Source organism: Pseudomonas acericola (SeqCode) (assembly GCF_053456465.1).
This window is the reverse complement of sequence record NZ_JBRFJB010000001.1, coordinates 640,923-665,445: the sequence shown is the minus strand read 5'-3', so window position 1 is coordinate 665,445 and position 24,523 is coordinate 640,923. Positions and strand designations below refer to the sequence as shown.

The 24,523-nt window shown below is 62.5% G+C and carries 24 protein-coding genes and 1 riboswitch; of the genes, 5 read left to right on the top strand and 19 right to left on the bottom strand.

The features are described 5' to 3' along the window. Position 1: 1 nt before the first annotated feature. From cobC to cobO, 9 genes are all read right to left on the bottom strand, one after another. Positions 2 to 577 carry an alpha-ribazole phosphatase family protein gene (cobC, locus tag ACU688_RS03075; RefSeq protein ID WP_448183602.1) on the bottom strand — a complete coding sequence of 192 codons (576 nt, stop codon included), beginning with the start codon at positions 575 to 577 and terminating at the stop codon, positions 2 to 4. Beyond that, a complete protein-coding gene (cobT, locus tag ACU688_RS03070; RefSeq protein ID WP_448183601.1) occupies positions 574 to 1,629 on the bottom strand; it encodes a nicotinate-nucleotide--dimethylbenzimidazole phosphoribosyltransferase in 1,056 nt (351 codons plus the stop codon). The genes cobC and cobT overlap by 4 nt, the downstream gene beginning before the upstream one ends. Beyond that, positions 1,626 to 2,147, bottom strand: a complete 522-nt coding sequence (cobU, locus tag ACU688_RS03065; RefSeq protein ID WP_448183600.1) for a bifunctional adenosylcobinamide kinase/adenosylcobinamide-phosphate guanylyltransferase — start codon at positions 2,145 to 2,147, stop codon at positions 1,626 to 1,628. The genes cobT and cobU overlap by 4 nt, the downstream gene beginning before the upstream one ends. 120 nt (positions 2,148 to 2,267) lie before the next feature. Further along, on the bottom strand, positions 2,268 to 3,719 hold the full coding sequence (locus tag ACU688_RS03060) for a cobyric acid synthase (RefSeq protein WP_448183599.1): 1,452 nt from the start codon (positions 3,717 to 3,719) through the stop codon (positions 2,268 to 2,270). After that, complete coding sequence (gene cobD / locus ACU688_RS03055; RefSeq protein ID WP_448183598.1) at positions 3,716 to 4,705, bottom strand: threonine-phosphate decarboxylase CobD; 990 nt, start codon at positions 4,703 to 4,705, stop codon at positions 3,716 to 3,718. Before cobD ends, ACU688_RS03060 begins: the two co-directional genes overlap by 4 nt. Beyond that, positions 4,698 to 5,606: an adenosylcobinamide-phosphate synthase CbiB gene (gene cbiB, locus ACU688_RS03050; protein ID WP_448183597.1), complete on the bottom strand. Its 909-nt coding sequence runs from the start codon at positions 5,604 to 5,606 to the stop codon at positions 4,698 to 4,700. The genes cobD and cbiB overlap by 8 nt, the downstream gene beginning before the upstream one ends. Continuing rightward, positions 5,603 to 6,253: a 5,6-dimethylbenzimidazole synthase gene (gene bluB / locus ACU688_RS03045; RefSeq protein WP_448183596.1), complete on the bottom strand. Its 651-nt coding sequence runs from the start codon at positions 6,251 to 6,253 to the stop codon at positions 5,603 to 5,605. The genes cbiB and bluB overlap by 4 nt, the downstream gene beginning before the upstream one ends. After that, positions 6,250 to 7,686: a cobyrinic acid a,c-diamide synthase CobB gene (locus tag ACU688_RS03040; RefSeq protein ID WP_448183595.1), complete on the bottom strand. Its 1,437-nt coding sequence runs from the start codon at positions 7,684 to 7,686 to the stop codon at positions 6,250 to 6,252. Before ACU688_RS03040 ends, bluB begins: the two co-directional genes overlap by 4 nt. Then, a complete protein-coding gene (gene cobO, locus ACU688_RS03035; protein ID WP_017734635.1) occupies positions 7,683 to 8,294 on the bottom strand; it encodes a cob(I)yrinic acid a,c-diamide adenosyltransferase in 612 nt (203 codons plus the stop codon). The genes ACU688_RS03040 and cobO overlap by 4 nt, the downstream gene beginning before the upstream one ends. Positions 8,295 to 8,373: 79 nt before the next feature. Further along, positions 8,374 to 8,622: riboswitch (cobalamin riboswitch) on the bottom strand. A gap of 99 nt (positions 8,623 to 8,721) precedes the next feature. Between cobO and ACU688_RS03030 the strand changes: the two genes are divergently transcribed. After that, positions 8,722 to 10,035 (top strand): PQQ-dependent sugar dehydrogenase, encoded by a 1,314-nt coding sequence (locus tag ACU688_RS03030; protein WP_448183594.1) that lies wholly within the window; start codon positions 8,722 to 8,724, stop codon positions 10,033 to 10,035. Positions 10,036 to 10,170: 135 nt separating this feature from the next. Here ACU688_RS03030 and ACU688_RS03025 read toward each other — a convergent pair whose 3' ends face one another. The 5 genes from ACU688_RS03025 to ACU688_RS03005 form a co-directional block, all read right to left on the bottom strand. Next, on the bottom strand, positions 10,171 to 10,707 hold the full coding sequence (locus tag ACU688_RS03025; protein ID WP_017734633.1) for a C40 family peptidase: 537 nt from the start codon (positions 10,705 to 10,707) through the stop codon (positions 10,171 to 10,173). Between the two features lie 144 nt (positions 10,708 to 10,851). Further along, positions 10,852 to 11,481: a C40 family peptidase gene (locus tag ACU688_RS03020; RefSeq protein WP_026136507.1), complete on the bottom strand. Its 630-nt coding sequence runs from the start codon at positions 11,479 to 11,481 to the stop codon at positions 10,852 to 10,854. A gap of 213 nt (positions 11,482 to 11,694) precedes the next feature. Continuing rightward, on the bottom strand, positions 11,695 to 12,399 hold the full coding sequence (gene hda / locus ACU688_RS03015) for a DnaA regulatory inactivator Hda (protein ID WP_017734631.1): 705 nt from the start codon (positions 12,397 to 12,399) through the stop codon (positions 11,695 to 11,697). A gap of 194 nt (positions 12,400 to 12,593) precedes the next feature. Further along, a complete protein-coding gene (locus tag ACU688_RS03010; RefSeq protein ID WP_448183593.1) occupies positions 12,594 to 13,667 on the bottom strand; it encodes an AI-2E family transporter in 1,074 nt (357 codons plus the stop codon). A 36-nt stretch (positions 13,668 to 13,703) separates the two neighbouring features. Further along, positions 13,704 to 14,720, bottom strand: a complete 1,017-nt coding sequence (locus ACU688_RS03005; RefSeq protein WP_448183592.1) for a DUF2066 domain-containing protein — start codon at positions 14,718 to 14,720, stop codon at positions 13,704 to 13,706. A 356-nt stretch (positions 14,721 to 15,076) separates the two neighbouring features. Between ACU688_RS03005 and purM the strand changes: the two genes are divergently transcribed. From purM to ACU688_RS02985, 4 genes are all read left to right on the top strand, one after another. Further along, positions 15,077 to 16,135: a phosphoribosylformylglycinamidine cyclo-ligase gene (purM, locus tag ACU688_RS03000; RefSeq protein ID WP_005790182.1), complete on the top strand. Its 1,059-nt coding sequence runs from the start codon at positions 15,077 to 15,079 to the stop codon at positions 16,133 to 16,135. Then, positions 16,135 to 16,785, top strand: coding sequence for a phosphoribosylglycinamide formyltransferase (gene purN / locus ACU688_RS02995; protein WP_448183591.1), 651 nt, complete (start codon positions 16,135 to 16,137; stop codon positions 16,783 to 16,785). The genes purM and purN overlap by 1 nt, the downstream gene beginning before the upstream one ends. Before the next feature lie 8 nt (positions 16,786 to 16,793). Further along, entirely contained in the window at positions 16,794 to 17,507 is a 714-nt protein-coding gene (locus ACU688_RS02990; RefSeq protein ID WP_207045296.1) for a DUF3108 domain-containing protein, read from the top strand. A 373-nt stretch (positions 17,508 to 17,880) separates the two neighbouring features. After that, entirely contained in the window at positions 17,881 to 18,069 is a 189-nt protein-coding gene (locus tag ACU688_RS02985; RefSeq protein WP_017734626.1) for a hypothetical protein, read from the top strand. A 146-nt stretch (positions 18,070 to 18,215) separates the two neighbouring features. Here the strand turns inward: ACU688_RS02985 and ACU688_RS02980 are convergent, their stop codons facing one another. From ACU688_RS02980 to cysM, 5 genes are all read right to left on the bottom strand, one after another. Next, the gene (locus ACU688_RS02980; RefSeq protein ID WP_017734625.1) at positions 18,216 to 18,761 is read right to left on the bottom strand and encodes a DUF2058 domain-containing protein; all 546 of its coding nucleotides are present in this window, start codon (positions 18,759 to 18,761) and stop codon (positions 18,216 to 18,218) included. Positions 18,762 to 18,786: 25 nt separating this feature from the next. Further along, a complete protein-coding gene (gene mazG, locus ACU688_RS02975; protein WP_448183590.1) occupies positions 18,787 to 19,620 on the bottom strand; it encodes a nucleoside triphosphate pyrophosphohydrolase in 834 nt (277 codons plus the stop codon). Between the two features lie 163 nt (positions 19,621 to 19,783). Further along, positions 19,784 to 22,027, bottom strand: a complete 2,244-nt coding sequence (relA, locus tag ACU688_RS02970; protein WP_017735424.1) for a GTP diphosphokinase — start codon at positions 22,025 to 22,027, stop codon at positions 19,784 to 19,786. 137 nt (positions 22,028 to 22,164) lie between these two features. Further along, positions 22,165 to 23,517: a 23S rRNA (uracil(1939)-C(5))-methyltransferase RlmD gene (gene rlmD / locus ACU688_RS02965; RefSeq protein ID WP_448183589.1), complete on the bottom strand. Its 1,353-nt coding sequence runs from the start codon at positions 23,515 to 23,517 to the stop codon at positions 22,165 to 22,167. Then, complete coding sequence (gene cysM, locus ACU688_RS02960) at positions 23,517 to 24,419, bottom strand: cysteine synthase CysM (protein ID WP_448183588.1); 903 nt, start codon at positions 24,417 to 24,419, stop codon at positions 23,517 to 23,519. The genes rlmD and cysM overlap by 1 nt, the downstream gene beginning before the upstream one ends. Positions 24,420 to 24,523: the final 104 nt, after the last annotated feature.

Sequence of the window (24,523 nt, the reverse complement as noted above, 5' to 3'; positions counted from 1 at the left end):
GTCAGACTCCTTCCTTCAACACGCCATCAGCCGCGACATGCAGGCTGAACAGCGCGCCGTGGCCGATTTCGACATTCAGCAGCTGCTCCCGGGGCAACCCGCGCGCGCGCGCCAGCAGCAGGCGCATCACGCCGCCATGGCTGACCAACAACACGCGCTCACCGGCATAGGCCTGATGCAAGCGTGCGACGGCGCCGAGCACACGCTCGGAAAAGTCGCTGACCGCTTCGCCCTGCGGCGGGGTGAAACTGTAAGGATCGGCCCAGAACAAGCCGAGCGCTTCGGCGTCGGTCTCCATCAGCGCCGCCGCGCTCTGCCCTTCCCAAGCGCCAAAATGCAGCTCTTGCAGATCCTTCTCCAGGCTCACCGGCACCTCAAGCTGCGCACCCAACTCATCGGCAAACCGCGCGCAACGCTGCAACGGCGAACTGACCACCCGATCCCACGGCCCCTGCGTCACCACGGCGGCGCGCATCTGCGCCCAGCCCTTGGCGGTGAGCGCGTCGTCCAGGCTGCCGCGCAGGCCACCGCCCAGTTCGGTTTCGCCGTGGCGCAGCAGGTCCAGGTGCAAGGTCATGCCGGGCGGTCTGCCACGGCGGCTTCGGCGAATGTCGCCATCTGGCCGTGCAGGGCACAGGCCAGGCGCAACAGCGGCACCGCCAGCGCCGCGCCACTGCCTTCGCCCAGGCGCAGGCCAAGTTCCAGCAGCGGTTGCGCGTCGAGGCTTTGCAGCACATGCCGATGACCCGGCTCGGCGCCCCGATGGCCAAACACCAGCCATTCGCGGCTCGCCGGGTTCAGGCGCGTGGCCACCAACGCGGCGACGGTGCAGATAAACCCATCCACCAACACCACGATGCCTTCTTGGGCGCAGGCCAGATAAGCGCCAACCAGCGCGGCAATTTCAAAGCCCCCCAGGTTGAACAGGGTTTGCAGCGCATCACCACGCTGCCCGGCATGCAGCGCCAGTGCGCGTTCGATCACGGCCACCTTGTGGCTGACGCCCTCGGCATTCAGACCGGTGCCCGGACCTGTCAGGTCGCTGACCTGGCAATCGAGCAACGCACACGCCAGCGCACTGGCGGCGGTGGTGTTGCCGATGCCCATCTCGCCGCCGATAAACAATTGCGCCCCGCCTTGCAACGCACGCAAGGCACTGTCGCGACCGGCTTGCAGGGCCAGGCGCCCCTGAGCTTCAGTCATCGCCGGGCCGTTGACGAAGTTAGCGGTGCCCGCGCCGATATTCAGGTGACGCACCCCAGGCAAGTCCAGCGTCGGCGTCACGGTGCCCAGATCGACCACTTCCAATTGCGCGTTCAACTGCCGCGCCAACACGCTGATCGCCGCGCCCCCGCTGACAAAGTTGTGCAGCATCTGCCCGGTCACTTCCTGAGGGAAGGCCGACACACCCTCCGCCACCACACCGTGGTCGCCGGCAAAGATCGCAATCCACAGTTGCTCCACCGAGGGTTTGACCTGGCCTTGCAAACCCGCCAACTGCACCGCCAACGCCTCCAGCTGGCCGAGGGAACCGGCGGGCTTGGTCAGTTGCTGCTGGCGTGCCAGGGCCTGTTCGTACGCGTTCGCGTCGATAGCCTTACAAGGGTTGAGCCACCAGGTGTCAGTCATAACGCAGTACCTTTCAAAGTCAGGGGCAGGCCGGCAACTGTCAGGACAACACGCTGACAACGCTCGGCCAAGGCTTGATGCAGCCAACCGGCTTCATCCACATAGCGGCGAGTCAATTCGCCCAGCGGCACGACACCCATTCCGGTCTCGTTGCTGACAAAAATGATTTCACCCGGCAGCGCGGCCAGGGTTTCCAGCAATTGATCTCGCTCGCAGGCCAGGCGCTGCGGGTCTTCGAGCATCAGCAGGTTGGTCAGCCACAGGGTCAGGCAGTCCACCAACAGGCAGACGTCGGCGGCGGCGTTTTCCCGCAGCACGCGGGCGAGTTCGATGGGTTCTTCGATCAGGCCCCAATGGTCAGGGCGGCGCTGGCGATGCAGGGCGACGCGCTCGTTCATCTCGCCGTCCAGGGGTTGGCTGGTGGCGATATAGATGACCGGCAGCGCGCTATCGCTGGCGAGTTTTTCAGCGAGGCGGCTCTTGCCGGAACGGGCGCCGCCGAGGATCAGTTGCAGCATAGGGTCATACCTCTAAGTCAAACTCGGTCAACTGTGGGAGCTGGCTTGCCTGCGATGCAGGCACTGCGGTGTATCAGGTGAGCCCGGTCAATGCCATCGCAGGCAAGCCAGCTCCCACAGTTAAATCCCGCATAGCTTGCGCAGCAATTCGGTATCCAGATGGTTTTCCACCAGATCCGCCAAGCGCTCGATATCACGCTCACGCAGCGCGTGGTAATCCACCTCCTGCACATCCTGCAACCCCGCCCAGCGCAGCATCGCGCTGCACGCTGCCGGCGTCTCGAACAAGCCATGCAGGTAAGTGCCGAGGATTTGCCCGTCTGCACTTTGCGCACCGTCGCTGCGACCGTCATCCAGCAACACGGCGGCGTTCACCAGCGCGCTGCCAGACGTCACGCCCGCGTGGATCTCATACCCACTGACCTCAGCGTCTTCCAGCAGCAACCGCCCACGCACATTGCGCAGTTGCTTCTCCTCCTCCAGCGTCGTGCTGAACGCCAACAACCCCAGGCCATCACTGGAGCCGGCCGGCCCTTCCAGGCCGAGCGGGTCATGCACCTGCTCGCCAAGCATCTGCAAGCCGCCACAAATCCCCAGCACCTTGCCGCCGTAGCGCAAGTGCCGCGCCACGGCGCTGTCCCAGCCATTGGCACGCAGATAGGCCAGGTCGCTGCGCACGCTTTTCGAGCCGGGCAGGATGATCAGGTCGGCCGGCGGAATCGGTTGGCCGGGGCCGACGAACTGCAAATCCACCTGGGGATGCAGGCGCAGCGGGTCGAAATCCGTGTGATTGCTGATGCGCGGCAACACCGGCACCACCACTTTGAGCACCTGGGCGGCTTTGTCGATCTGGCGTCGGTCGATGCCGTCTTCGGCCTCCAGGTGCAAATCCATCACGTAGGGCAACACGCCCACCACCGGTTTGCCGGTGCGCGCCTCCAGCCAATCCAGGCCGGGTTGCAACAGCGCAATATCGCCACGAAAACGGTTGATGATGAAGCCTTTGACCCGCGCCTGTTCAGTCGGCGAAAGCAATTCCAGGGTGCCGACCAGATGGGCAAACACGCCGCCGCGATTGATATCGGCGATCAGCAGCACCGGGCAATCCACCGCTTCGGCGAAGCCCATGTTGGCGATGTCATTGGCGCGCAGGTTGATCTCCGCCGGGGAGCCCGCGCCTTCTACCATCACCACCGGATAGGCTTGGCTCAAGCGTGCGTGAGACGCCAGTACCGCTTGCATGGCGATGGCTTTGTAGTCGTGATAGGCCACGGCGTTCATGCTGGTCACAGCGCGACCGTGGATGATCACCTGGGAGCCGGTGTCGCTGTTGGGTTTGAGCAGCACCGGGTTCATGTCGGTGTGCGGCGCCAGGTTGGCGGCCTGGGCCTGCACGGCCTGGGCACGGCCGATCTCGCCGCCTTCGGCGGTCACGGCGCTGTTCAGGGCCATGTTCTGCGGTTTGAACGGCGCCACCGCTACGCCCTGGCGGATCAGCCAGCGGCACAGTGCCGTCACCAGCGTGCTTTTGCCGGCATCGGAGGTGGTGCCTTGCACCATCAGCGTACTCATGAAGCGTCCTTATAGGCGGTCAGTGCCGCGTCGAGGCGCTGCCAGTCGGCCTCGGTGTCGGGCAGGCCGAAGCGCAGGCTGCTGTCATGCACAAACAGGCGCAGCAGGATGCCGCGCTGGGCCATGAATTCGTGCAGGCGCTCGGCGTGCGGGGTGATCAGCCATTGGAACAAGGCGCAGCCACCCTGGGGTTGAAAACCGTGGCGATCAAGCATGCCAAACAAACGCTCGGCGGCGTCGGCGCAGCGCTTGCGCTGGCGCGTATGCCCGGCCACGTCGAGCAGGCACTCCTGGCCGAGCACGCGGGTCGGCCCACTGACCGCCCACGGCCCGACCTGTTCGGCGAGCAACTTGAGCAACTTGCGCTCGGCCAGCACAAACCCCAGGCGCACGCCGGCGAGGCCGAAGAATTTGCCGAACGAGCGCAGCACGATCAGCCCGACCTGGTGAGCCTGGCTGGCCAGGCTCAGGTGCGGGGTGATGTCCATGAAGGCTTCATCCACCACCAGCCAGCCACCGCGCTGCGCCAGGCGCGCGTGCCAATCCAGCAGGCGCTCCGGGGTCAGGCTGAGGCCGGTGGGGTTATTCGGGTTGACCACCACCAGCACGTCGAGGCCGTCGAGAAAGAAATCGACTTCCTGTTCCAGCACTTCACGCACCACGTAACCGGCGCGGCGCCAGGCTTCGGCGTGTTCGGCATAACAAGGCGACAGCACGCCGACCTTGCCCGCCCGGCGCAGGCGCGGCAGCAACTGGATCGCGGCCTGGGAACCGGGCACCGGCAACACATGGGCGGCGCCGTAGTACTCGCTGGCGGCGCGCTCAAGGCCGTCGTCGGTCTCGGGCAAGCGCGCCCAGGCACGCAGCGGGATCTCCGGGATCGGCCAGGGCCACGGCGCAAGGCCGCTGGACAGGTCGAGCCAGTCGGCCTCGGCAATCCCGTACTGAATCGCCGCCTTGCGCAGCCGGCCACCGTGTTCAAGCATAGAATTGCGCCCCCGCGCAGAGAATCAGCAGCCACAACCATACGCCGCGCTGCACCAGCTGCCAGCCTCGGTCGATGGAATCCGCATCCGCCGCCGAGCCTTCGCCCAGTTGCGGACGCTGATGGACTTCGCCGTGATAAATCGCCGCGCCGCCCAGCTCGACACCCAGGGCGCCCGCCCCTGCAGCCATCACCGGGCCAGCGTTGGGGCTGTCCCAGGTCGGGCCTTGGGTGCGCCAGCATTTCAGCGCCAGGCGGGTTTTGCCCAGCAGCGCGTAGGTCAGCGCCACCAGGCGCGCAGGAATATAGTTGAGCACGTCGTCGATCTTGGCCGCCGCCCAGCCGAAACGCTCGAAGCGTTCGTTGCGATAGCCCCACATGGCATCCAGGGTGTTGCTCAGGCGATAAAGCACCACGCCCGGCACGCCGGCCACCACAAACCAGAACAGCGCGGCGAACACTGCATCGCTGCCGTTCTCCAGCACCGATTCAGTGGCGGCGCGGGCGACTTCGGTGCGGTCCAGCTCGCTGGTCTGGCGGCTCACCAGGTAACTCACGCGCTGGCGCGCTTCGTCCAGGTCGTCGCTACGCAGGGCCTGGGCCACCGGGATTACGTGTTCGCCAAGGCTGCGCATGCCGAGGGCGCAGTACAGCGCCAGGATCTCCAGGACCCAGCCGATGTAAGGCGCCCACGACAACGCGGTGGCGAGCAAGGTCAGCGGCACCACGGCGATAAACCACGCGGTCACGCCATGGCTGCGCCAGCCACGGCCACCGGTGTTGAAACGTTGCTCGATGCGCCCGGCGAAATTGCCAAACGCCACCAGCGGATGCCAGCGCTTGGGCTCACCCACCAGCGCATCCAGCGCAACGGCGGCGACACACAGCAAGGCCACACTCATTGACTCACTCCCCACATATTTTCATACAACATGTCACTCAGCGGCCGGGGTTCGGTCCAGCCTTCGAGTTGCAACATCGGTGCCGGATAGAACTCGGCCACCGGCCCCAGGCACAGCACGGCCAAGGGTTTCGCGCCGGAGGGCAAGCCCAGCAGATCGGCCAGGGCCTGGGGCTCGAACAGCGAGACCCAGCCCATGCCCAGGCCTTCGACGCGGGCGGCCAGCCACAGGTTCTGGATCGCGCAGGACAACGAGGCCATGTCCATCTCCGGCAAGGTGCGGCGGCCGAAGATGTGGCGTTCGCGATCATCCATCAAGGCCGCCACCAGTACCTCGGCGCAGTCGTGAATGCCTTCGACCTTGAGCTTCATGAAGTCGTCGGAGCGTTCGCCCAAGGCTTCGGCGGTGCGGATCCGTTCTTCTTCCACCAGTTGCTGAATTTGCCCACGCAGTTGACGGTCGCTGATGCGGATGAAGCGCCAAGGTTGCATCAGGCCGACACTCGGCGCCTGGTGGGCGGCCTGGAGCAGGCGGTGGAGCAATTCGGGGGCCACGGTGCCGCCGGTGAAGTGGCGCATGTCGCGGCGTTCGGCGATGGCGCGGTAGACGGCGTCGCGGTCGGCTTGGGGGAAGGCGTTGTCGGTCATGGCCCTATCGCGGGCAAGCCCGCTCCCACATTTGGATCGGTGAACACTGTCGAGATGGGAGCTGGCTTGCCTCTCTCATTTGGATCGGTGGACGCGGTCGATGTGGGAGCTGGCTTGCCTGCGATGGCGGTCTCCCGCTCTGGCGCAAACAGTGCCGCCACCGCCGCCGGATTCGACGGAAAGTAAAAGTGCACGTAGGAAGCCGTCATCCGCCCCTGTCGGTAAACCGCCTCGGCCCCACGCCCGCCATTGGGGCTCACGCCACGGGCAATCGGCGTGCAGTCTGTGCTGGTCAGGGAGTGATGATAGGTATGCCCACGCAGCACGCCTTCCGGTAACTCGACATTTTGCAGGGCCAGCGCGGCCAGCTTCTTCTGCATCACGGCGTCGCCCGGCAGCAGGCCGAGCAACTCGGCACGCTGGCCGGCGACATCGGTGAGCGAGTCCAGCAGGTACAACATGCCGCCGCACTCGGCGAGCAACGGTTTGCCGGCGGCGTGATGGGCCCGGATCGCGTCGAGCATCGCGGTGTTTTCCGACAACGCCTGGTGATGCAATTCCGGGTAGCCGCCGGGCAGATAGAGACTGTCGGCGTCAGGCAATTCACGATCATGGATCGGCGAGAAGAAGTGCAACTCGGCGCCCATCGCCCGCAACAGGTCGAGGCTGGCGCCGTAGGTAAAGGCGAAGGCTTCGTCGCGGGCCACGGCGATGCGCACACCGTCGAGCAACGGCTCGGCGGCGATGACTGCGGGCGCGGCGAAGGTCACCGGCGGCGGCAAGGCGACTTCGCAACTGCTGCCCAAGGCTTGGGCGGCGGCGTCGAGGCGCACGTCGAGGTCGTTCAGTTCGCTGGCTTGCACCAGGCCCAGGTGACGGCTCGGTAATTCGATGCCCGTCTCACGGGACAAGGCGCCGTACCAGCGCAGGCCTTCGGTGAGGCTGCCTTCGAGCAGTTGCGCATGGCGCAGGGTGCCGACGCGGTTGGCCAGCACGCCGGCGAACGGCAGGTCCGGCTGATAGCGCGCCAAGCCCAGGGCCAACGCGCCAAACGTCTGGGCCATGGCGGTGCCGTCGATCACGCCGAGGACCGGCACGCCGAAGTGGCGCGCCAGGTCAGCGCTGGACGGGGTGCCGTCGAACAGGCCCATGACGCCTTCGATAAGGATCAGGTCGGCCTCGCCGGCGGCTTCCCACAACAGGCGGCGACTTTCCTGCTCGCCCACCATCCACATGTCCAATTGATACACCGGCGCACCGCTGGCGCGCTCGTGGATCATCGGGTCAAGAAAGTCCGGCCCGCATTTGAACACGCGCACCTTGCGCCCCAGGTTGCGGTGCAAACGAGCGAGCGCAGCGGTGACGGTGGTTTTGCCCTGGCCGGACGCCGGTGCGGCGATCAATACGGCCGGGCAATGACGGGGCTGATTCAAAGTTCGACGCCCTTCTGTGCCTTGATGCCGGCCTGGAATGCGTGCTTGAGCATGCCCATTTCGGTGACGGTGTCGCCCATTTCGATCAATTCAGGCTTGGCGCCACGGCCGGTGACCACCACGTGCTGCATCGGCGGGCGCGCTTGCAGGTCGCTGAGCACTTGGTCGAGGTCGAGGTAGCCGTGCTTGAGGGCGATGTTCAGTTCGTCGAGGACGACAAGGCCGATGGACGGGTCTTGCAGCAGTTCGCGGGAAACTTCCCACGCGGCTTCGGCAGCGGCGATGTCGCGCTGGCGGTCCTGGGTTTCCCAGGTAAAGCCTTCACCCATGACGTGGAAACGCACTTGCTCGGGGAAACGGCGGAAGAACAGCTCTTCGCCCGTGCTGTTACGCCCCTTGATGAACTGCACCACGCCGCACTGCATACCGTGGCCCATGGCCCGGGCCAGCATGCCGAATGCGGAGCTGCTTTTGCCTTTGCCGTTGCCGGTCAGCACCAGCAGCAGGCCGCACTCGTTGGGGGAATTGGCGATGCGCTCGTCGATCACGGCTTTTTTGCGCAGCATGCGCGCCAGGTGGCGTTCGTCGCGGTCGGGGGAATCGGTCATGGCAGCTCTCCGTTGGGGCTGGACAAAAACGGCGGGCAGGAAAAAGAAAAAACAGACAGCCAAGCATCGCCCACCGTGATGCTGTTGGATGTTTCAGGCCGGTCTCCGGGCTCATGAATGGCGCGCTCTTTTGAGAGGCAGGCCAACGCTGCGCCTTCCCATATCGCCGGGCGATACAGTGGCAAAAGCAGCGTCTTGACTCATTTACCGTTGCGGGGGCAGCGCCGGAATTGCGGCAGCACTGTGTACAAGTGCGCTCGCTCACCGGCTTCCCTGTTTCACTCGGTCGACCCGTGGGTCACAGAGCACCTGGAACAAGTCGCGAAGGGTAGAGGGTTGGGGGTGGAGCGTCAATTAAAGCCGGCTGCGCACTTGAACCATCGGACCGCCGCGCGCCTCTACCCTTACAGGTATCCAGGAGAAAACCATGCACAAGACCCGACTTGCCCTACTGATCATGTGCGCAGGCGCCCTCGTCGCCTGCGGAGAAAGTTCGACCCTGCAAGTGTCTGACGGCACCGGCCCCTCCCCCAAGCTCCCGGAGCCGAACAAGACCCTGATCCCCACGGTCAACATCGCGCCCGCCATCGGCTGGCCTGAGGGCGCGAAACCAACTGCCGCTGCGGGCACCCAGGTGGCGGCGTTTGCCGAGGGCCTGGACCACCCGCGCTGGCTGTACGTACTGCCCAATGGCGACGTGCTGGTGGCAGAAACCAATGCGCCGCCCAAGCCAGATGATTCATCGGGTATTCGTGGCTGGGTAATGGAAAAGGTTATGGGGCGAGCAGGTGCTGGCGTGCCTAGCCCGAACCGCATCACCCTGCTGCGCGATGACGACCACGACGGCATCGCCGAGACTCGCACGGTATTTCTGGCCAACCTCAACTCGCCGTTCGGCATGGCGCTGGTGGGCAATGACCTGTATGTGGCGGACTCGGACAAGCTGCTGCGCTTCCCTTACCAACCGGGTGAAACCACGATCAAGGAAGCCGGCACCAAGGTCGTCGACCTACCCGGTGGCAGTATCAACCACCATTGGACCAAAAACGTGGTGGCGAGCAAGGACGGCAGCAAGCTGTACGTGAGCGTTGGCTCCAACAGCAACGTCGGTGAAAACGGCCTGCAGGCAGAAGAAGGTCGGGCGGCGATCTGGGAAGTGGACCGCGCCAGCGGCCAGCACCGCATCTTCGCCTCAGGCCTGCGCAACCCCAACGGCATGGCCTGGGAACCACAGAGCGGCAAGCTGTGGACGGCGGTGAACGAACGCGATGAAATCGGCAGCGACCTGGTGCCGGACTACATCACCTCGGTGCAGGATGGCGCCTTCTATGGCTGGCCGTTCAGCTACTACGGGCAGCATGTGGATGTGCGGGTCAATCCGCAAAACCTCGACCTGGTGGCCAAGGCGATTGCGCCAGACTACGCCGTGGGCCCGCATACCGCTTCACTGGGACTGACGTTTGCCGAGGGCAGCAAATTGCCTGCGCCTTTCACCAGTGGCGCATTCATCGGCCAGCATGGCTCGTGGAACCGCAAGCCTCACAGTGGCTACAAGGTGATCTTCGTACCGTTCGAGGCTGGCCAGCCCAAGGGGCAGCCGGTGGATGTGCTGACCGGGTTCCTCGATAAGGACGAGAAAGCCATGGGCCGGCCGGTGGGCGTGGTGGTTGATCAGCAGGGGGATTTGTTGGTGGCTGATGATGTGGGGAATAAGGTGTGGCGGGTGTCGGCGGCCAAGTAAGTAGGCTTCAGACCACCACAAAACCCATGTGGGAGCGGGCTTGCCCGCGATGAGGGAGTGTCAGTCAGCTGATGTATGACTGACACTCCGCAATCGCGGGCAAGCCCGCTCCCACAGTTGGATCGTTGTTCGAAACTAAGGATTGCGTGCCAGATTCCCTGGCAACACGCGCTTCGCACTCAGGTAAGCATTCTGCCAATACGCCTTGGACAAGGTGTCCAGCTTCACCGTACCGCCGGTTTGCGGCGCGTGTACGAAGCGGCCCTCGCCCACATAGATGCCCGCATGGCTAACCTGCGAACCACCGCCCGTGGCGAAGAACAACAGATCACCGGTTTGCAGGTTCTGCTCACTGACATCCTGCGCACGCATCACGATCAGCTCACGGGTGGTACGCGGCAAGGAGATGCCGGCGGCGTCACGAAACACAAAGCCGATCAGGCCGCTGCAATCAAAGCCCGAATCCGGCGTGTTGCCGCCCCAACGATAAGGCGTGCCGACCAGGCCCAGCGCGCGAAAGAGCACGTCTTCGGCTGCTGGCGAGAAATTCTGGGTGGCGTAGTTGAACACCGGCTTGGGCTTCACCGCTACGGGTGCAGGCGGTGGACGGCTGGCGCAGGCGCTGAGCAGCGCGGCGCAGACAATAAGGATCAGGCGGGCCGAGGTCGACATGTGCAGAACAATCCTGGTCTGGATGCGGCTTTCGCTGCCGAACGCTGAAAACCAGAACGCGCAAGCAAAGCTCGCGCGTACGGTTTACAACAATGTCCAGGGATTCTAGCGCTTACACGTCAAACTTCAAGTATCACTTTAAGTTTACTTGCTAGCGGTAACCGTGGTCGGGGCCATGGCGAGTGCGCGCTTGGCTTCGATGAAGGTTTTGCTCCAGTAGCTGTCGCCCAGGTTATCGACTCGAACACCACCACTGCGACGGCTGCTGGAGTGGATAAACTGGTTATCGCCCAAGTAGATACCGGCATGGCTTACGCGACCACGGCCAGCTGTACTGAAGAAAAGCAGATCACCGGGCTTGAGGTTGTTGCGCGCGACCAACGGTGCATTCACGTTGATCATCTCGCGAGTGGAGCGTGGCAGGTTCATGCCAGCTTCTTCGCGGAACAAGTAGCCGATGAAACCGCTGCAGTCGAAACCGGCTTCAGAGGTACCGCCGAAACGGTAACGGGTACCGATCAGGGACATGCCGCGTTCGAGGATGCTGTCGGCCAGGACTGGAAGCTGGTAAGGCTTGTTGCCGGCGAAGGCACCCAGTTCCTTTTCAGTCGCCAGCTCTTCTTCATAAACAGAAGCAGACTGTGCAGCGACGAATTTTGCCTGATTTTGAACCTGAGGTTTTTGCTGCTCAACCACCTGTTGAGGGTGGGAGGCGCAACCAAACAACAGGGTAACGAGTGCGAGAGGCACGAGGGGTGCGAAGCGATTTAGCATGGGCACGACCGTGGCTGATGTGTAAAGAAGCCGAGACTATGCCCTCTATCACATCGATTTGCAAATTCAATCGTGATCTATGTGACTTCTTGTTTGGACTATGACATCTAAGCCCTTAACACCCTATACGCGCCTTTTGCGTGGCCAAAACGGCCCAAACGCAGGTTTTCTGGCGCCTGGAATTTGCCAAAAGCCGCGGAAACAAAGGGCTGGCTACCAGCCGAGGGTTTCCTTGAGGAAGGGAATGGTCAGCTTGCGCTGGGCCTGCAAAGAGGCCTGATCGAGCTGTTCGAGCAAATCGAACAATGCGCTCATGCTGCGGGTACCACGAGTAAGGATAAAGTGCCCGACTTCATCAGTGAGGTGCAGGCCGCGACGGGATGCACGCAATTGCAGGGCGCGCAGCTTGTCTTCGTCGGAGAGCGGGCGCATCTGGAAGATCAGGGCCAGGGTCAGGCGCGACTTGAGGTCAGCCAGCTTCACCGGTAGCTCGCGCGGCGAGGTCGATGCGGCGATCAGCAAGCGCCGGCCGCTGTCACGCAGGCGGTTGAACAGATGGAACAACGCTTCTTCCCACTCCGCCTTGCCGGCAATCGCCTGCAGGTCATCCAGGCAGACCAGTTCGTATTGCTCAAGGTGATCGAAGATGCCGATGCCACGGTCCATCAATTCAGCCAACGGCAGGTAAACCGCCGCTTCACCCATCTGCTCAAAGCGCAGGCACGCGGCCTGCAGCAGGTGAGTACGCCCTACGCCGTGTTTGCCCCACAGATAGATCAGGCTTTCGGTCCACCCGGCGTCGGCTTCGCAGAGCCGCTCGACATAGCCGAGTGCAGCGGCATTGGCGCCTGGGTAGTAGTTGATAAAGGTGGCGTCGTCACGCAGACGCACACCCAAGGGCAGCTGAATCGGTTTCATGCTGACTGAACGGCTCCAAACGAACCGCTAGTGGCCTCTGTGTAAAGTTTGCAAAGTTTATACCCGTGAAGCCGGGCGCACAATGCAGCAGACCACAAGCAAAATCAAAGGTTTGCGTTAACTTGCCGGTTTTGCGCAAATTGTTTGACACCAGAAACAACAAACCCGGCCAGGCCGGGTTTGTGACACAAGGTTTACAGATCGGGGTCTTCGACGCCCGTGTACACATCCGAATCCTTGTACAGATCGTGCACATGGCGCACCAGCACCATGATCACCGCTGCCACCGGCAGTGCCAGTAAGATGCCAGTAAAGCCGAACAACTCACCGCCCGCCAGGATCGCAAAGATCACCGCCACCGGGTGCAGGCCGATCCGGTCGCCCACCAACAGCGGTGTCAGCACCATGCCTTCCAAGGCCTGGCCGACCATAAACACCGCGACAATCCCCAGCATCGGGTACAGGTCGCCGCCGAACTGGAACAGCCCCGCCACCAGCGCCGCGCCGATACCGATCACAAAGCCCATATACGGCACGATGGCCGCCAGCCCCGCGATCAGGCCAATCAACAGGCCCAGCTCCAGGCCGATCGCCATCAGGCCCGCCGCGTAGATGATCCCCAAGGCCAGCATCACCAGCAACTGGCCCCGCACAAACGCACCGAGCACCTCGTGGCACTCCTCCGCCAGGGAAACAATGCGCTCCTCGCGATTGCGCGGCAGCAGGCTGCGGATCTTGGCCATCATGATGTCCCAGTCACGCAGCAGGTAGAACGCCACCACCGGGATCAGCACCAGGTTGGTCAACCAGCCGATCAGCGCCAGGCTGGACGCCGTGGCCTGGCTGAGCACCATGCCGACAATGTCGGTGGTCTGGCCCATATGCTCGCTGATCGCGGCCTTGACCTTATCGAACTTCCAGAAGCCATCCGACAACCCCAACTTGGCCTGGGCCCACGGCATCGCCGTGTGCTGCAACCAGTCGAGCATCTGCGGCGCCAGCTCATACAGACGGAACAGCTGCTTGGCCAGCATCGGCACCAGCACCAGCACCAGGGCCGTGATGATCAAGGTAAACAGGGCGAACACCGCCACCACGCCCCAGGTACGTGACAAGCCGACTTTCTCCAGGCGATCCACGATCGGATCAAACAGATAAGCCAACAGCAACGCAACCAGGAACGGCGTCAGGATCGAATGCAGCAAGAAAACAAAAGCGCACAGCAGGACAATCCCGCCAATCCACACCCAACGACGCGTATCCGCCATAAACCACTCCATCGCTTCTATATAAGGAAGAACTTTTTACCAATGAAAGCGCAGTTGCGCCTGAGGCTCTGGAGCACCACCCGCCGCGACCGGCACTTCACCCGGCGCAACCTCCTGCAACTTGGCCAGGCCCAACTGGCTGCGCAACTGCTCGGCACTGCCATGGACCCGGTAAACAATGCGATTGCCATCCACCAGCAGCGGCTGGCCGCCAAACGGTTCGAGCAGATGCCCCAGGGCGGCGTAGCGCTCCAGCGTCATGCCCTGCACTTCCAGCAGTTGCTCGGTACTCACGCCGGGCTTGACCGCAAAGCGCGGCGCCAGCTTCTGGCTGACGGCCAGCATCACCGCATCGGCCACGGCAGCGGTATCGCCACCTTGGACGCTGCCCTGCTCGCTCTTGTCGCCCAACCATAAACGCCACTTGGCCTGCCATTGATTGCCTTCCTGGCGCGCATGCACCGCCAGCAAGGCATCCGCGCCGTAGCGCTCGGAGGCGGCGCGCAGTGGCGTGGCGTCGGCGCTTTCCAGGTTCGGCGCGGTGGCGACCACCTGTTCGTCCAGATCACCCAGCGGCAAGCGCAACGGCAAACCACGGTGCTGAGCCGCGCGGCGCAAGGCCTGGGCGACGCTTTGACCATCGCCCACCAAGCTACTGCCTTCGGTGGAGTCGTTCAGCCACCAGCCGAGGATCGACGGCCGGTTGCTGCCCCAGATCGACAGGCCGGCGTCACGCAAAGCACGGTCGGTCGTCACCGGGTCGAAATCCACTTGCAGGCTCTCGGGCGGGCCGGCGTCGTAGCCGTATTGGCTGATGATTTGCTGCGGGTCCTTGCGAATCGCCGCCAGGCCCGGGCCGTCGGCCGCCTTGGCGTCACCGGTGAGGCGGATCACCAGGGTCTGCACGGCGCGCTGGGTCGCTTGGTCGCGCTCTTGTGGCGACTGGCTGCTGACCGGTTCAAGTACTTGATAGAGGCCATTGAGGGTTTCGGCATGACTCGCCAGGCTGACCAACGACAAGCAGCCTACAAAGAAGAATTTACACAGACGCATGAAAGATTCCCGAACGACAAATTTAGCGGCTGGAACAGACCGCGTGAACTCGGTTGCGCAAGGCTGTGACCACAGCGACCGGTAAAACATTCACAAGGTCTTGGTAAGTTTTCGTACTGTCATAACGATAGCGGGTTCAAGGCTATACCTTAATACGCACCAAGGCAGAGCCGATTAGCATTTTTTTAATCGGCTTTTTTAACCTATATCGCCCTGCCCGTCGGCCCGAGGATGGCCGCTGCCCCTCAAGCCTGATAAAATCGCGCGCCTTCGCAGACCGTCAACGGCTGGGCCTTTTACCAAAAGCGCCTGCCCGCTCGGTCGTTACCCCTGAATCCCCCCTAAAGGCCTGGATCATGAGCAAGCAACCCTCCCTGAGCTACAAGGACGCCGGTGTAGACATCGACGCCGGTGAAGCATTGGTCGAACGCATCAAGAGCGTCGCCAAGCGCACTGCGCGCCCCGAAGTCATGGGCGGCCTGGGCGGTTTTGGCGCCCTCTGCGAGATCCCGGCTGGCTACAAACAGCCTGTGCTGGTCTCCGGCACCGACGGCGTGGGCACCAAGCTGCGCCTGGCACTGAACCTGAACAAGCACGACAGCATCGGCATCGACCTGGTGGCCATGTGCGTCAATGACCTGGTGGTATGCGGCGCCGAGCCGTTGTTCTTCCTGGACTACTACGCCACCGGCAAGCTCAACGTCGAGACCGCTACCCAGGTAGTCACCGGCATTGGCGCTGGCTGCGAACTGTCGGGTTGCTCCCTGGTCGGCGGCGAAACCGCTGAAATGCCAGGCATGTACGAAGGCGAAGACTACGACCTGGCCGGCTTCTGCGTCGGCGTTGTAGAAAAAGCCGAAATCATCGACGGCTCCAAGGTTGCCGCCGGTGACGCCCTGCTCGCCCTGCCATCGTCCGGCCCGCATTCCAACGGCTACTCGCTGATCCGCAAGATCATCGAAGTGTCCGGCGCCGACATCGAAAACATCCAGCTCGACGGCAAGCCACTGACCGACCTGCTGATGGCCCCGACCCGCATCTACGTCAAGCCCCTGCTCAAGCTGATCAAGGACACTGGCGCGGTTAAAGCCATGGCCCACATCACCGGTGGCGGCCTGCTGGACAACATCCCGCGCGTCCTGCCAAAAGGCGCCCAGGCCATCGTCGACGTGGCCAGCTGGCAGCGTCCTGCGGTTTTCGACTGGCTGCAAGAGAAAGGCAACGTCAACGAAACCGAGATGCACCGCGTGCTGAACTGCGGCGTGGGCATGGTCATCTGCGTGGCACAAGAGCACGTTGAAACCGCGCTGAACGTCCTGCGTGAAGCCGGCGAGCAGCCTTGGGTCATCGGCCAGATCGCCACCGCTCCAGAAGGCGCGGCCCAGGTCGAACTGAAGAACCTCAAGGCTCATTGATGTCCCAGACCTGTGATGTCGTGGTGCTGCTCTCCGGCACCGGCAGTAACTTGCAGGCCCTGATCGACAGCACGCGCACCGGCGACAGCCCGGTGCGCATCGCTGCGGTGATCTCCAACCGCAGCGACGCCTACGGCATGCAACGCGCCAGGGACGCGGGTATCGATACCCGCTCCCTGGATCACAAGGCTTTCGAGGGCCGCGAGGCCTTCGATGCCGCCTTGATCGAACTGATCGACGCCTTCAATCCCAAACTCGTGGTCCTGGCCGGCTTCATGCGCATTCTCAGCGCTGATTTCGTGCGCCATTACGACGGGCGCCTGCTCAATATCCACCCCTCCCTGCTGCCCAAGTACAAAGGCATGCACACGCACCAGCGGGCGCTCGACGCCGGCGACAGCGAGCATGGCTGCAGCGTGCACTTCGTCACCGAGGAACTCGATGGCGGGCCTCTGGTCGTACAGGCAGTGGTTCCGGTAGAGTCTGACGACTCGGCGCAGACCCTTGCGCAACGGGTTCACACCCAGGAACACAGGATTTACCCGTTGGCTGTACGCTGGTTTGCCGAGGGGCGGTTGATTCTTGGTGACCAGGGTGCATTATTGGACGGTCAGTTACTCGCGGCCAGCGGCCACTTGATTCGAACCTAGGAGATTTTATGCGTCGCGCCTTGCTCTTCGCTTTTGCTCTGTTTGCCTTGCCTGCCGTGCAAGCGGCAGACCTTCACCCTTTCTCCGTCAGCTATACCGCCGACTGGAAACAGTTGCCCATGAGTGGCTCGGCTGAGCGCAGCCTGGCCAAGAATGGTGATGGCACCTGGACCTTGAACTTCAAGGCTTCGATGATGATCGCCAGCCTTACCGAAACTAGCGTGATCGTGTTTGACAAGGACACCCTGCAACCGAAGAGCTACACCTTCGAACGCGGTGGCCTGGGCAAGGCGAAGAAGATCAACCTGGACTTCGACCAAACCGCGAAGAAAGTCACCGGCTTTGAAAACAAAGACCCGGTCAACGTAGCGCTGCAAAGCGGCATGCTCGACAAGTCGACCTACCAACTAGCCCTGCAACGTGACGTGGCAGCCGGCAAGAAAAGCATGAGCTACAACGTGGTGGAAGGTACCGACGTCGACACCTACGACTTCCGCGTGATCGGCCCGGAAAAGGTCCAGACCAAGGTCGGCTCCATTGACGCGATCAAGGTTGAGCGCGTGCGTGACCCGACGCAAAGCAAGCGCATTACCCAGATGTGGTTCGCCAAGGACCAGGGCGGCATCCTGGTTGCACTGCGTCAGGTAGAAACTGACGGCAAGGAATACAACATCATGCTGCAAGACGGCACCGTTGACGGCAAGGCTGTCAAAGGTAGCTGATGGACTGATGAACGAAAGAGCCTCGCTGAATGCGGGGCTTTTTTTTGCCTGTCGGTTTTGCTTTGAATCGTACGCCGCCATTGCAGGCAAGCCAGCTCCCACATTTGGAATGCATTCCCCTGTGGGAGCTGGCTTGCCTGCGATGGCGACGGCACGGCCAATACAGGCCTAGAGCCTGACCAGAACATGAAACTTCTGTCATAAAACTCCAGCCCCCACAACACAAACCCCCAATTCTCAAGGCCTGCAGCACTGTTGCAATTCCTGCAATGAATAGTTGCGCGAAAAGTCGGTTTACTTAGCAAGCTAACAAAACATATAAAAGAGGCCTGCGACGACTTGCCGCAGACCCACCAGAGATTGGAGCAAGCAGATGACTGTAAAAGTAACTGAACGCGACGATGCACATATGTCCCACGAAGCGCTGGGCCATGGGATTCACATCTGGGATGTACACCAACAAGACCTGCTGGTCGGCATGTTTCACAACGAGAGCGACGCTCATAACTATAAGAACGAGCTTGAGTCGCTTGAGATGAAACGTCAGGCAGAAAGCTCCTGAGTATTCGCAAGGCTCAGGTTCAAGGCCCACGCAGCCTGGATACCTGAAAACACAAAACCCGCCTCTTGAGCGGGTTTTGCATTGATAGGGCCGCTTCGCAGCCCAGCGCGAGCAAGCTCGCTCGCCACAATGTTGTTTCTATAGCCTTACCACATCAGATCGTCAGGGATCTGGTAGGCGGCGTACGGATCATCCTCATCCGGCACTTGGCTTTCGGTGAGGATGTTGAGCTGCACGATACGCTCTGGCGCGCGCTCCTGGATCTTCAGCGCCGCTTCACGCGGGATCACCTCGTAACTGCCACCGTGGTGCACGATCGCCAGGGAGCCGTTGCTCAGCTTGTTGCGCATCAAGGTGTTGACCGACAGGCGCTTGACCTTCTTGTCGTCGACAAAGTTGTAGTAGTCCTCGGTGGTCAGCTTGGGCAGGCGCGAGGTCTCGATCAGTTGCTTGACCTGGGCCGTGCGGGCCTTGGCCTCGGCTTTTTCCTGCTGCTGGCGGTTCAGCTCCTGATCGCGCTTGACCTTCTCGGCCTGTGCTTCCTGGGCCAAACGGGCCTGGGTGTCATCGGCCTCGATCTGGCCTTTGTGGACCAGACGCTGCTGCTTCTGCTTCTCTTTGCCGACCTGCTTGGCCTGCTTTTGGTTGACCAGACCTGCTTTGAGCAACTGATCGCGAAGGGAAATGCTCATGGTGCTTACTCACTTAGGCAGCCGCTCATCCGCAGCTGGACATGTTCTTTTCCTGGCGTTTGGCTTCGCCCCACAGGGCGTCCAACGTTTCGAGGGTGCAATCTTCTATGGGTTGATGCGTGTCGCGCAATGCCTGTTCGATAAATCGGAAACGTCGCTCGAACTTGGCATTGGCGCCACGCAGCGCAGTTTCCGGGTCGACCTTGAGGTGGCGGGCCAGGTTGACTGCGGCAAACAACAAGTCGCCGACTTCATCGGCGATAGCCGCCGGGTCGTTATCGGCCATGGCTTCAAGCACTTCATCAAGCTCTTCGCGCACGTTGTCCACCACCGGCAACGCCGACGGCCAGTCAAAGCCGACCTGGCTGGCGCGCTTTTGCAGTTTGGCCGCGCGGGACAGGGACGGTAGCGCCATAGGCACATCATCCAGCAGGGACAGTTGCTGTGGCGCGTCGGACTTTTCCGCACGCTCCTCGGCCTTGATCTGCTCCCAACGTTCCTTGACCTGCTCTTCGCTCAGTTGCGGGATATCCAGCGGCGCATACAGGTCACCGGTGGGAAACACGTGGGGATGACGACGGATCAGCTTGCGCGTGATGCTGTCGATCACGCCGGCGAATTCGAAACGCCCTTCCTCCCGCGCCAGCTGGCTGTAATACACCACCTGGAACAACAGGTCGCCCAACTCGCCTTGCAGGTGATCGAAATCGCCGCGCTCGATGGCGTCGGCGACTTCATAGGCTTCTTCCAGGGTATGCGGGACGATGGTGGCGTAGGTTTGCTTGATGTCCCACGGACAGCCGTATTGCGGGTCGCGCAGGCGGTTCATCAGGTGCAGCAGGTCTTCAAGGGAATACATCAGTCAATCTCTGCCCGTTTTTCCGTAACACTGAAAATCAAATGTGGGAGCTGGCTTGTCGGATCGCCGCACCGCTGCGATGCAGACACCTCGGTGTATCAGCAATACTGAGGTGATGCTATCGCAGGCAAGCCAGCTCCCACAGAAGCCCGAGCCCCACACTTCAAGGAGTGCGGTTACGCCGCGTCTCAATGATGTTCGGCAACTGGGAAATCCGCCCCAACAACCGCCCCAACGCGTCCAACCCCGGAATCTCGATGGTCAGGGACATCAACGCGGTGTTGTCCTCTTTGTTCGAGCGGGTGTTGACCGCCAGCACGTTAATCCGCTCATTGAGCAGCACTTGCGACACATCCCGCAGCAAGCCGGAACGGTCGTAGGCACGAATCACAATGTCCACCGGATAGGTGAGCACCGGCACCGGCCCCCAGCTGACCTGGATGATCCGCTCCGGCTCACGCCCGCCCAGTTGCAGCACCGAGGCGCAATCCTGGCGGTGAATGCTCACGCCACGGCCCTGGGTGATGTAGCCGACGATGGCGTCGCCCGGCAACGGCTGGCAGCAGCCGGCCATTTGCGTCATCAGGTTGCCCACGCCCTGGATCTGGATATCGCCGCGCTTGCCGGGCTTGTAGCCGGTGGCTTTGCGTGGGATCAGCTCCAGTTGCTCGCTGCCGCGTTCCGGCTCGACCAACTGTTGCGCCAGGTTGACCAGTTGCGCCAGGCGCAGGTCACCGGCACCGAGGGCGGCGAACATGTCTTCGGCGATCTTCATGTTGGCCTTTTCGGCCAGCTTGTCGAAGTCCACCTGTGGCAAGCCCAGGCGTGCCAGTTCGCGTTCGAGCAGGGTCTTGCCGGCGGCGACGTTCTGGTCGCGCGCCTGCAACTTGAACCAGTGCACGATCTTCGCCCGCGCCCGCGACGTGGTGATGTAGCCCAGGTTCGGGTTCAGCCAGTCACGGCTCGGCGTGCCGTGCTTGCTCGTGATGATCTCGACCTGTTCACCGGTTTGCAGGCTGTAGTTGAGCGGCACGATGCGCCCGTTGATCTTGGCGCCCCGGCAGTTGTGGCCGATCTCGGTGTGTACGCGGTAAGCAAAATCCAGCGGCGTCGCGCCCTTGGGCAAGTCGATGGCGTGGCCGTCGGGGGTGAAGATGTAGACCCGGTCCGGCTCGATATCCACCCGCAGCTGTTCGGCCAGGCCGCCGATGTCGCCGAGTTCTTCGTGCCATTCCAGCACTTGGCGCAGCCAGGAGATTTTCTCTTCGTACTGGTTGGACCCGGCCTTGACGTCGGTGCCCTTGTAACGCCAGTGCGCACACACGCCCAGCTCCGCCTCTTCGTGCATAGCGTGGGTGCGGATCTGCACTTCCAGCACCTTGCCTTCGGGGCCGATCACGGCGGTGTGCAGCGAGCGGTAGCCGTTCTCCTTGGGGTTGGCGATGTAGTCGTCAAACTCCTTGGGAATGTGCCGCCACAAGGTGTGGACGATGCCCAGCGCGGTGTAGCAGTCGCGCATTTCCGGCACCAGCACACGCACGGCGCGCACGTCGTAGATCTGGCTGAAGGCCAGGCCCTTGCGCTGCATTTTGCGCCAGATGGAATAGATGTGTTTGGCGCGGCCGCTGATGTCGGCATCGACGCCGGTAGCTTGCAACTCGGCGCGCAACTGGCCCATCACGTCGCTGATAAAGCGCTCGCGGTCGAGCCGCCGCTCATGCAGCAGCGTGGCGATCTGTTTGTATTGGTCGGGTTCGAGATAGCGGAAGGACAAGTCCTCCAGCTCCCACTTGATATGGCCGATACCCAGGCGATGCGCCAGCGGCGCGTAGATGTCGAAGACTTCGCGGGCGACGCGGTTGCGCTTTTCGTCGTCGGCGGTCTTCACCGCACGGATCGCGCAGGTGCGTTCGGCCAGCTTGATCAGGGCGACGCGCACGTCGTCGACCATCGCCACCAGCATCTTGCGCAGGTTCTCGACCTGGCCCTGGGTGCCCAGCACCATCGATTGGCGCGGGCTGAGGCTGGCGCTGATGGCGGCCATGCGCAGAACGCCGTCGATCAGCTTGGCCACCACGGCGCCGAAACGCTGGCTGACCAGCGGCAACGCGATATGCCCTTCACGCACGCCGCGATAAAGCACGGCGGCGATCAGCGAATCCTGGTCCAACTTGAGATCGGCCAGGATCTCGGCGATCTCGAGCCCGGTGCGAAAGCTGGAAGTGCCTTCGGCCCACAGGTTCTTCGCCGCATTGTCTTGCTGCTCAGACTCACGCGCGAACTCGCACGCTGCCTTCAAGGCTTCACGGTCCAGTGCCGGATCGACACTGATGGCATGGTCCAGCCATGCCTCCAGGTTGATACTGCCGTCGGTGTTGATCGGCTGGTGTGCTCTCACCTGTACCATCTTGCTTACCTTCCCTACGACGCACCTTCGATGCGCCAAAAATCATCGCTGACCTGCTTTACCTATTAAAGCTTACACACGCTCCCTGGCAGGTCACGGCCACGGAGAATGCAGGCCAGTCGGATTAAACGGGCATCCTAGCCCGCTTCAAATAACGCCATGGCCTCGACATGCGCGGTTTGCGGAAACATGTCGAGGATCCCGGCACGTTTTAGCCGGTAGCCTTGCTTGACCAACTCAACCGTGTCCCGCGCCAGCGTCGCCGGGTTGCAGGACACATACACCAGGCGCTTGGCCTTGAGGGTCGCGAGCTTGCGCACAACCTCCAGGGCACCATCGCGGGGTGGGTCCAAGAGTACCGCAGAAAAGCCCTGTTTGGCCCATTCTGCGTCGGTCAAAGGCTGGGACAAATCGGCCTGAAAAAACTGCGCATTATGCAAATTGTTGCTGACGGCATTGAGGGCCGCCCGATCCACCATGGTCTGCACACCTTCCACCGCCACCACTTCGCGCACTTGCTTGGCGAGTGGCAAGGCAAAGTTGCCCAGGCCACAAAACAGGTCCAGCACGCGCTCATCGGCCTGTGGCGCCAGCCATTCAAGGGCCTGGGCAACCATCGCCGCATTGACCCCGGCGTTGACTTGCACAAAGTCCCCTGGACGGTAGGCCAGTTCCAGATCCCACTGCTCCAAACGGAAACCCAGGACCGCATCAGCGTCCACCGGCTCCGGCTGGCCCTCGCCATGCAGCCACAACTGGGCTTCATGGAAAGCGCAAAACTCTTGCAACACTTGCAGGTCCGCTTCCGACAACGGCGCCATATGCCGCAGCAATACGGCGATGGACGTACCGCTGAACAGCTCCACATGCCCCAGCGCCTTCGGATTGCTCAGGCGGCGCAGCATGTTTGGCAGGCGCTGCATGATCGGTTGCAAGGCCTGTACCAGCACCGGGCAATCATCGATGGCAACGATGTCCTGGCTGGCGACCGCACGAAAACCGACTTCCAGGTGTTTCGCCTTGGCGTCCCAGCGCACCGCCACACGGGCGCGGCGGCGGTAGCCGAATTCTGGCCCGCTCAACGGCGCAGCCCATTCTTGCGGTTCGACACCGGCCACGCGCGACAGTTGCTCGGCGAGCATGCGCTGTTTCAGGGCAAGCTGTTCGCTATGGGGCAAGTGCTGCACGCTGCAACCGCCACAGCGGCCAACATGCGCGCACGGCGCCGGACGGCGCAGTTCGCTGGCCTTGAACACGCGCTCGGTGCGCGCCTCGACCACTTTGCCATGGGCGCCCAACACCCGCGCTTCGACTTCTTCGCCGGCCAGCGCGCCACTCACAAACCAGGTGCGGCCTTCGAAAAACACGATGCCACGGCCGTCATTGGCCAGGCGTTCGATGGTCAGGCGTTGTTTCTTGCCCACGGGGATCTGCGGGGCGCGGCTGCCGCCCGTCGGCTGGAAGCGCAGGCCTCTCTCGTGCTTGGCCATCAGTTGGGTTCATCGAAAATGCCGGTCGACAAGTAACGGTCGCCTCGGTCACAGATGACCGCGACGATCACCGCGTTTTCCACTTCCTTGGACAAGCGCAACATACCGGCAACAGCACCACCGGAGGACACGCCGCAGAAGATGCCTTCTTCACGGGCCAGGCGGCGCGTGGTGTCTTCAGCTTCACGCTGGGCCATGTCGATGATGCGGTCCACACGCGTGGCGTTGTAGATCTTCGGCAGATACTCCTCGGGCCAGCGGCGGATACCGGGGATGGCCGCGCCTTCCATCGGTTGCAGGCCGACGATCTGGATCGCCGGGTTCTGCTCCTTGAGGTAGCGCGAGTTGCCCATGATGGTGCCGGTGGTGCCCATGGAGCTGACGAAATGGGTGATGGTGCCCCCGGTCTGGCGCCAGATTTCCGGGCCGGTGGAGGTGTAGTGCGCCTCGGGATTGTCACCGTTGGCGAACTGGTCCAGCACCTGGCCACGGCCTTCGGCGGCCATGCGCTCGGCGAGGTCGCGGGCGCCCTCCATGCCCTCTTCCTGGGTCACCAGCACCAGTTCGGCGCCATAGGCGGTCATCGCCGCCTTGCGCTCGGCGCTGCCGTTGTCGGGCATGATCAAAACCATCTTGTAACCCTTGATCGCCGCGGCCATGGCCAGGGCGATCCCGGTGTTGCCCGAGGTGGCTTCGATCAGGGTGTCGCCAGGCTTGATCTGCCCGCGCAGTTCGGCGCGGGTGATCATCGACAGCGCCGGGCGGTCTTTGACCGAACCGGCCGGGTTGTTCCCTTCAAGCTTGAGCAACAGGGTATTGCTGGTTTCACCCGCCATGCGTTGCAAGCGGACCAGGGGCGTGTTGCCGACGCAATCGGCGATTGTTGGGTACTGCAAGGTCATGGCGTATTCGCAATCCAGACTGCGGGGGCGAACATCATACCGGCAAACGTCGGCGGGCCATATCACGCAAAGTAAGGTGCTTATGACTCAACGTCATAAGCCAG

What these genes read in the sequence shown, in the direction of transcription:
- purN (WP_448183591.1), top strand. Translation starts at nt 16,135, where the DNA reads ATGTCCCAGACCTGTGATGTCGTGGTGCTGCTCTCCGGCACCGGCAGT.
- ACU688_RS03020 (WP_026136507.1), bottom strand. Translation starts at nt 11,481, where the DNA reads ATGCTAAATCGCTTCGCACCCCTCGTGCCTCTCGCACTCGTTACCCTG.
- hda (WP_017734631.1), bottom strand. Translation starts at nt 12,399, where the DNA reads ATGAAACCGATTCAGCTGCCCTTGGGTGTGCGTCTGCGTGACGACGCC.
- ACU688_RS02980 (WP_017734625.1), bottom strand. Translation starts at nt 18,761, where the DNA reads ATGAGCATTTCCCTTCGCGATCAGTTGCTCAAAGCAGGTCTGGTCAAC.
- rlmD (WP_448183589.1), bottom strand. Translation starts at nt 23,517, where the DNA reads ATGGCCAAGCACGAGAGAGGCCTGCGCTTCCAGCCGACGGGCGGCAGC.
- ACU688_RS02990 (WP_207045296.1), top strand. Translation starts at nt 16,794, where the DNA reads ATGCGTCGCGCCTTGCTCTTCGCTTTTGCTCTGTTTGCCTTGCCTGCC.
- ACU688_RS03030 (WP_448183594.1), top strand. Translation starts at nt 8,722, where the DNA reads ATGCACAAGACCCGACTTGCCCTACTGATCATGTGCGCAGGCGCCCTC.
- ACU688_RS03010 (WP_448183593.1), bottom strand. Translation starts at nt 13,667, where the DNA reads ATGGCGGATACGCGTCGTTGGGTGTGGATTGGCGGGATTGTCCTGCTG.
- ACU688_RS03060 (WP_448183599.1), bottom strand. Translation starts at nt 3,719, where the DNA reads ATGAGTACGCTGATGGTGCAAGGCACCACCTCCGATGCCGGCAAAAGC.
- mazG (WP_448183590.1), bottom strand. Translation starts at nt 19,620, where the DNA reads ATGTATTCCCTTGAAGACCTGCTGCACCTGATGAACCGCCTGCGCGAC.
- cysM (WP_448183588.1), bottom strand. Translation starts at nt 24,419, where the DNA reads ATGACCTTGCAGTACCCAACAATCGCCGATTGCGTCGGCAACACGCCC.
- relA (WP_017735424.1), bottom strand. Translation starts at nt 22,027, where the DNA reads ATGGTACAGGTGAGAGCACACCAGCCGATCAACACCGACGGCAGTATC.
- ACU688_RS03025 (WP_017734633.1), bottom strand. Translation starts at nt 10,707, where the DNA reads ATGTCGACCTCGGCCCGCCTGATCCTTATTGTCTGCGCCGCGCTGCTC.
- bluB (WP_448183596.1), bottom strand. Translation starts at nt 6,253, where the DNA reads ATGACCGACAACGCCTTCCCCCAAGCCGACCGCGACGCCGTCTACCGC.
- cobU (WP_448183600.1), bottom strand. Translation starts at nt 2,147, where the DNA reads ATGCTGCAACTGATCCTCGGCGGCGCCCGTTCCGGCAAGAGCCGCCTC.
- purM (WP_005790182.1), top strand. Translation starts at nt 15,077, where the DNA reads ATGAGCAAGCAACCCTCCCTGAGCTACAAGGACGCCGGTGTAGACATC.
- cbiB (WP_448183597.1), bottom strand. Translation starts at nt 5,606, where the DNA reads ATGAGTGTGGCCTTGCTGTGTGTCGCCGCCGTTGCGCTGGATGCGCTG.
- cobD (WP_448183598.1), bottom strand. Translation starts at nt 4,705, where the DNA reads ATGCTTGAACACGGTGGCCGGCTGCGCAAGGCGGCGATTCAGTACGGG.
- cobO (WP_017734635.1), bottom strand. Translation starts at nt 8,294, where the DNA reads ATGACCGATTCCCCCGACCGCGACGAACGCCACCTGGCGCGCATGCTG.
- cobT (WP_448183601.1), bottom strand. Translation starts at nt 1,629, where the DNA reads ATGACTGACACCTGGTGGCTCAACCCTTGTAAGGCTATCGACGCGAAC.
- cobC (WP_448183602.1), bottom strand. Translation starts at nt 577, where the DNA reads ATGACCTTGCACCTGGACCTGCTGCGCCACGGCGAAACCGAACTGGGC.
- ACU688_RS02985 (WP_017734626.1), top strand. Translation starts at nt 17,881, where the DNA reads ATGACTGTAAAAGTAACTGAACGCGACGATGCACATATGTCCCACGAA.
- ACU688_RS03005 (WP_448183592.1), bottom strand. Translation starts at nt 14,720, where the DNA reads ATGCGTCTGTGTAAATTCTTCTTTGTAGGCTGCTTGTCGTTGGTCAGC.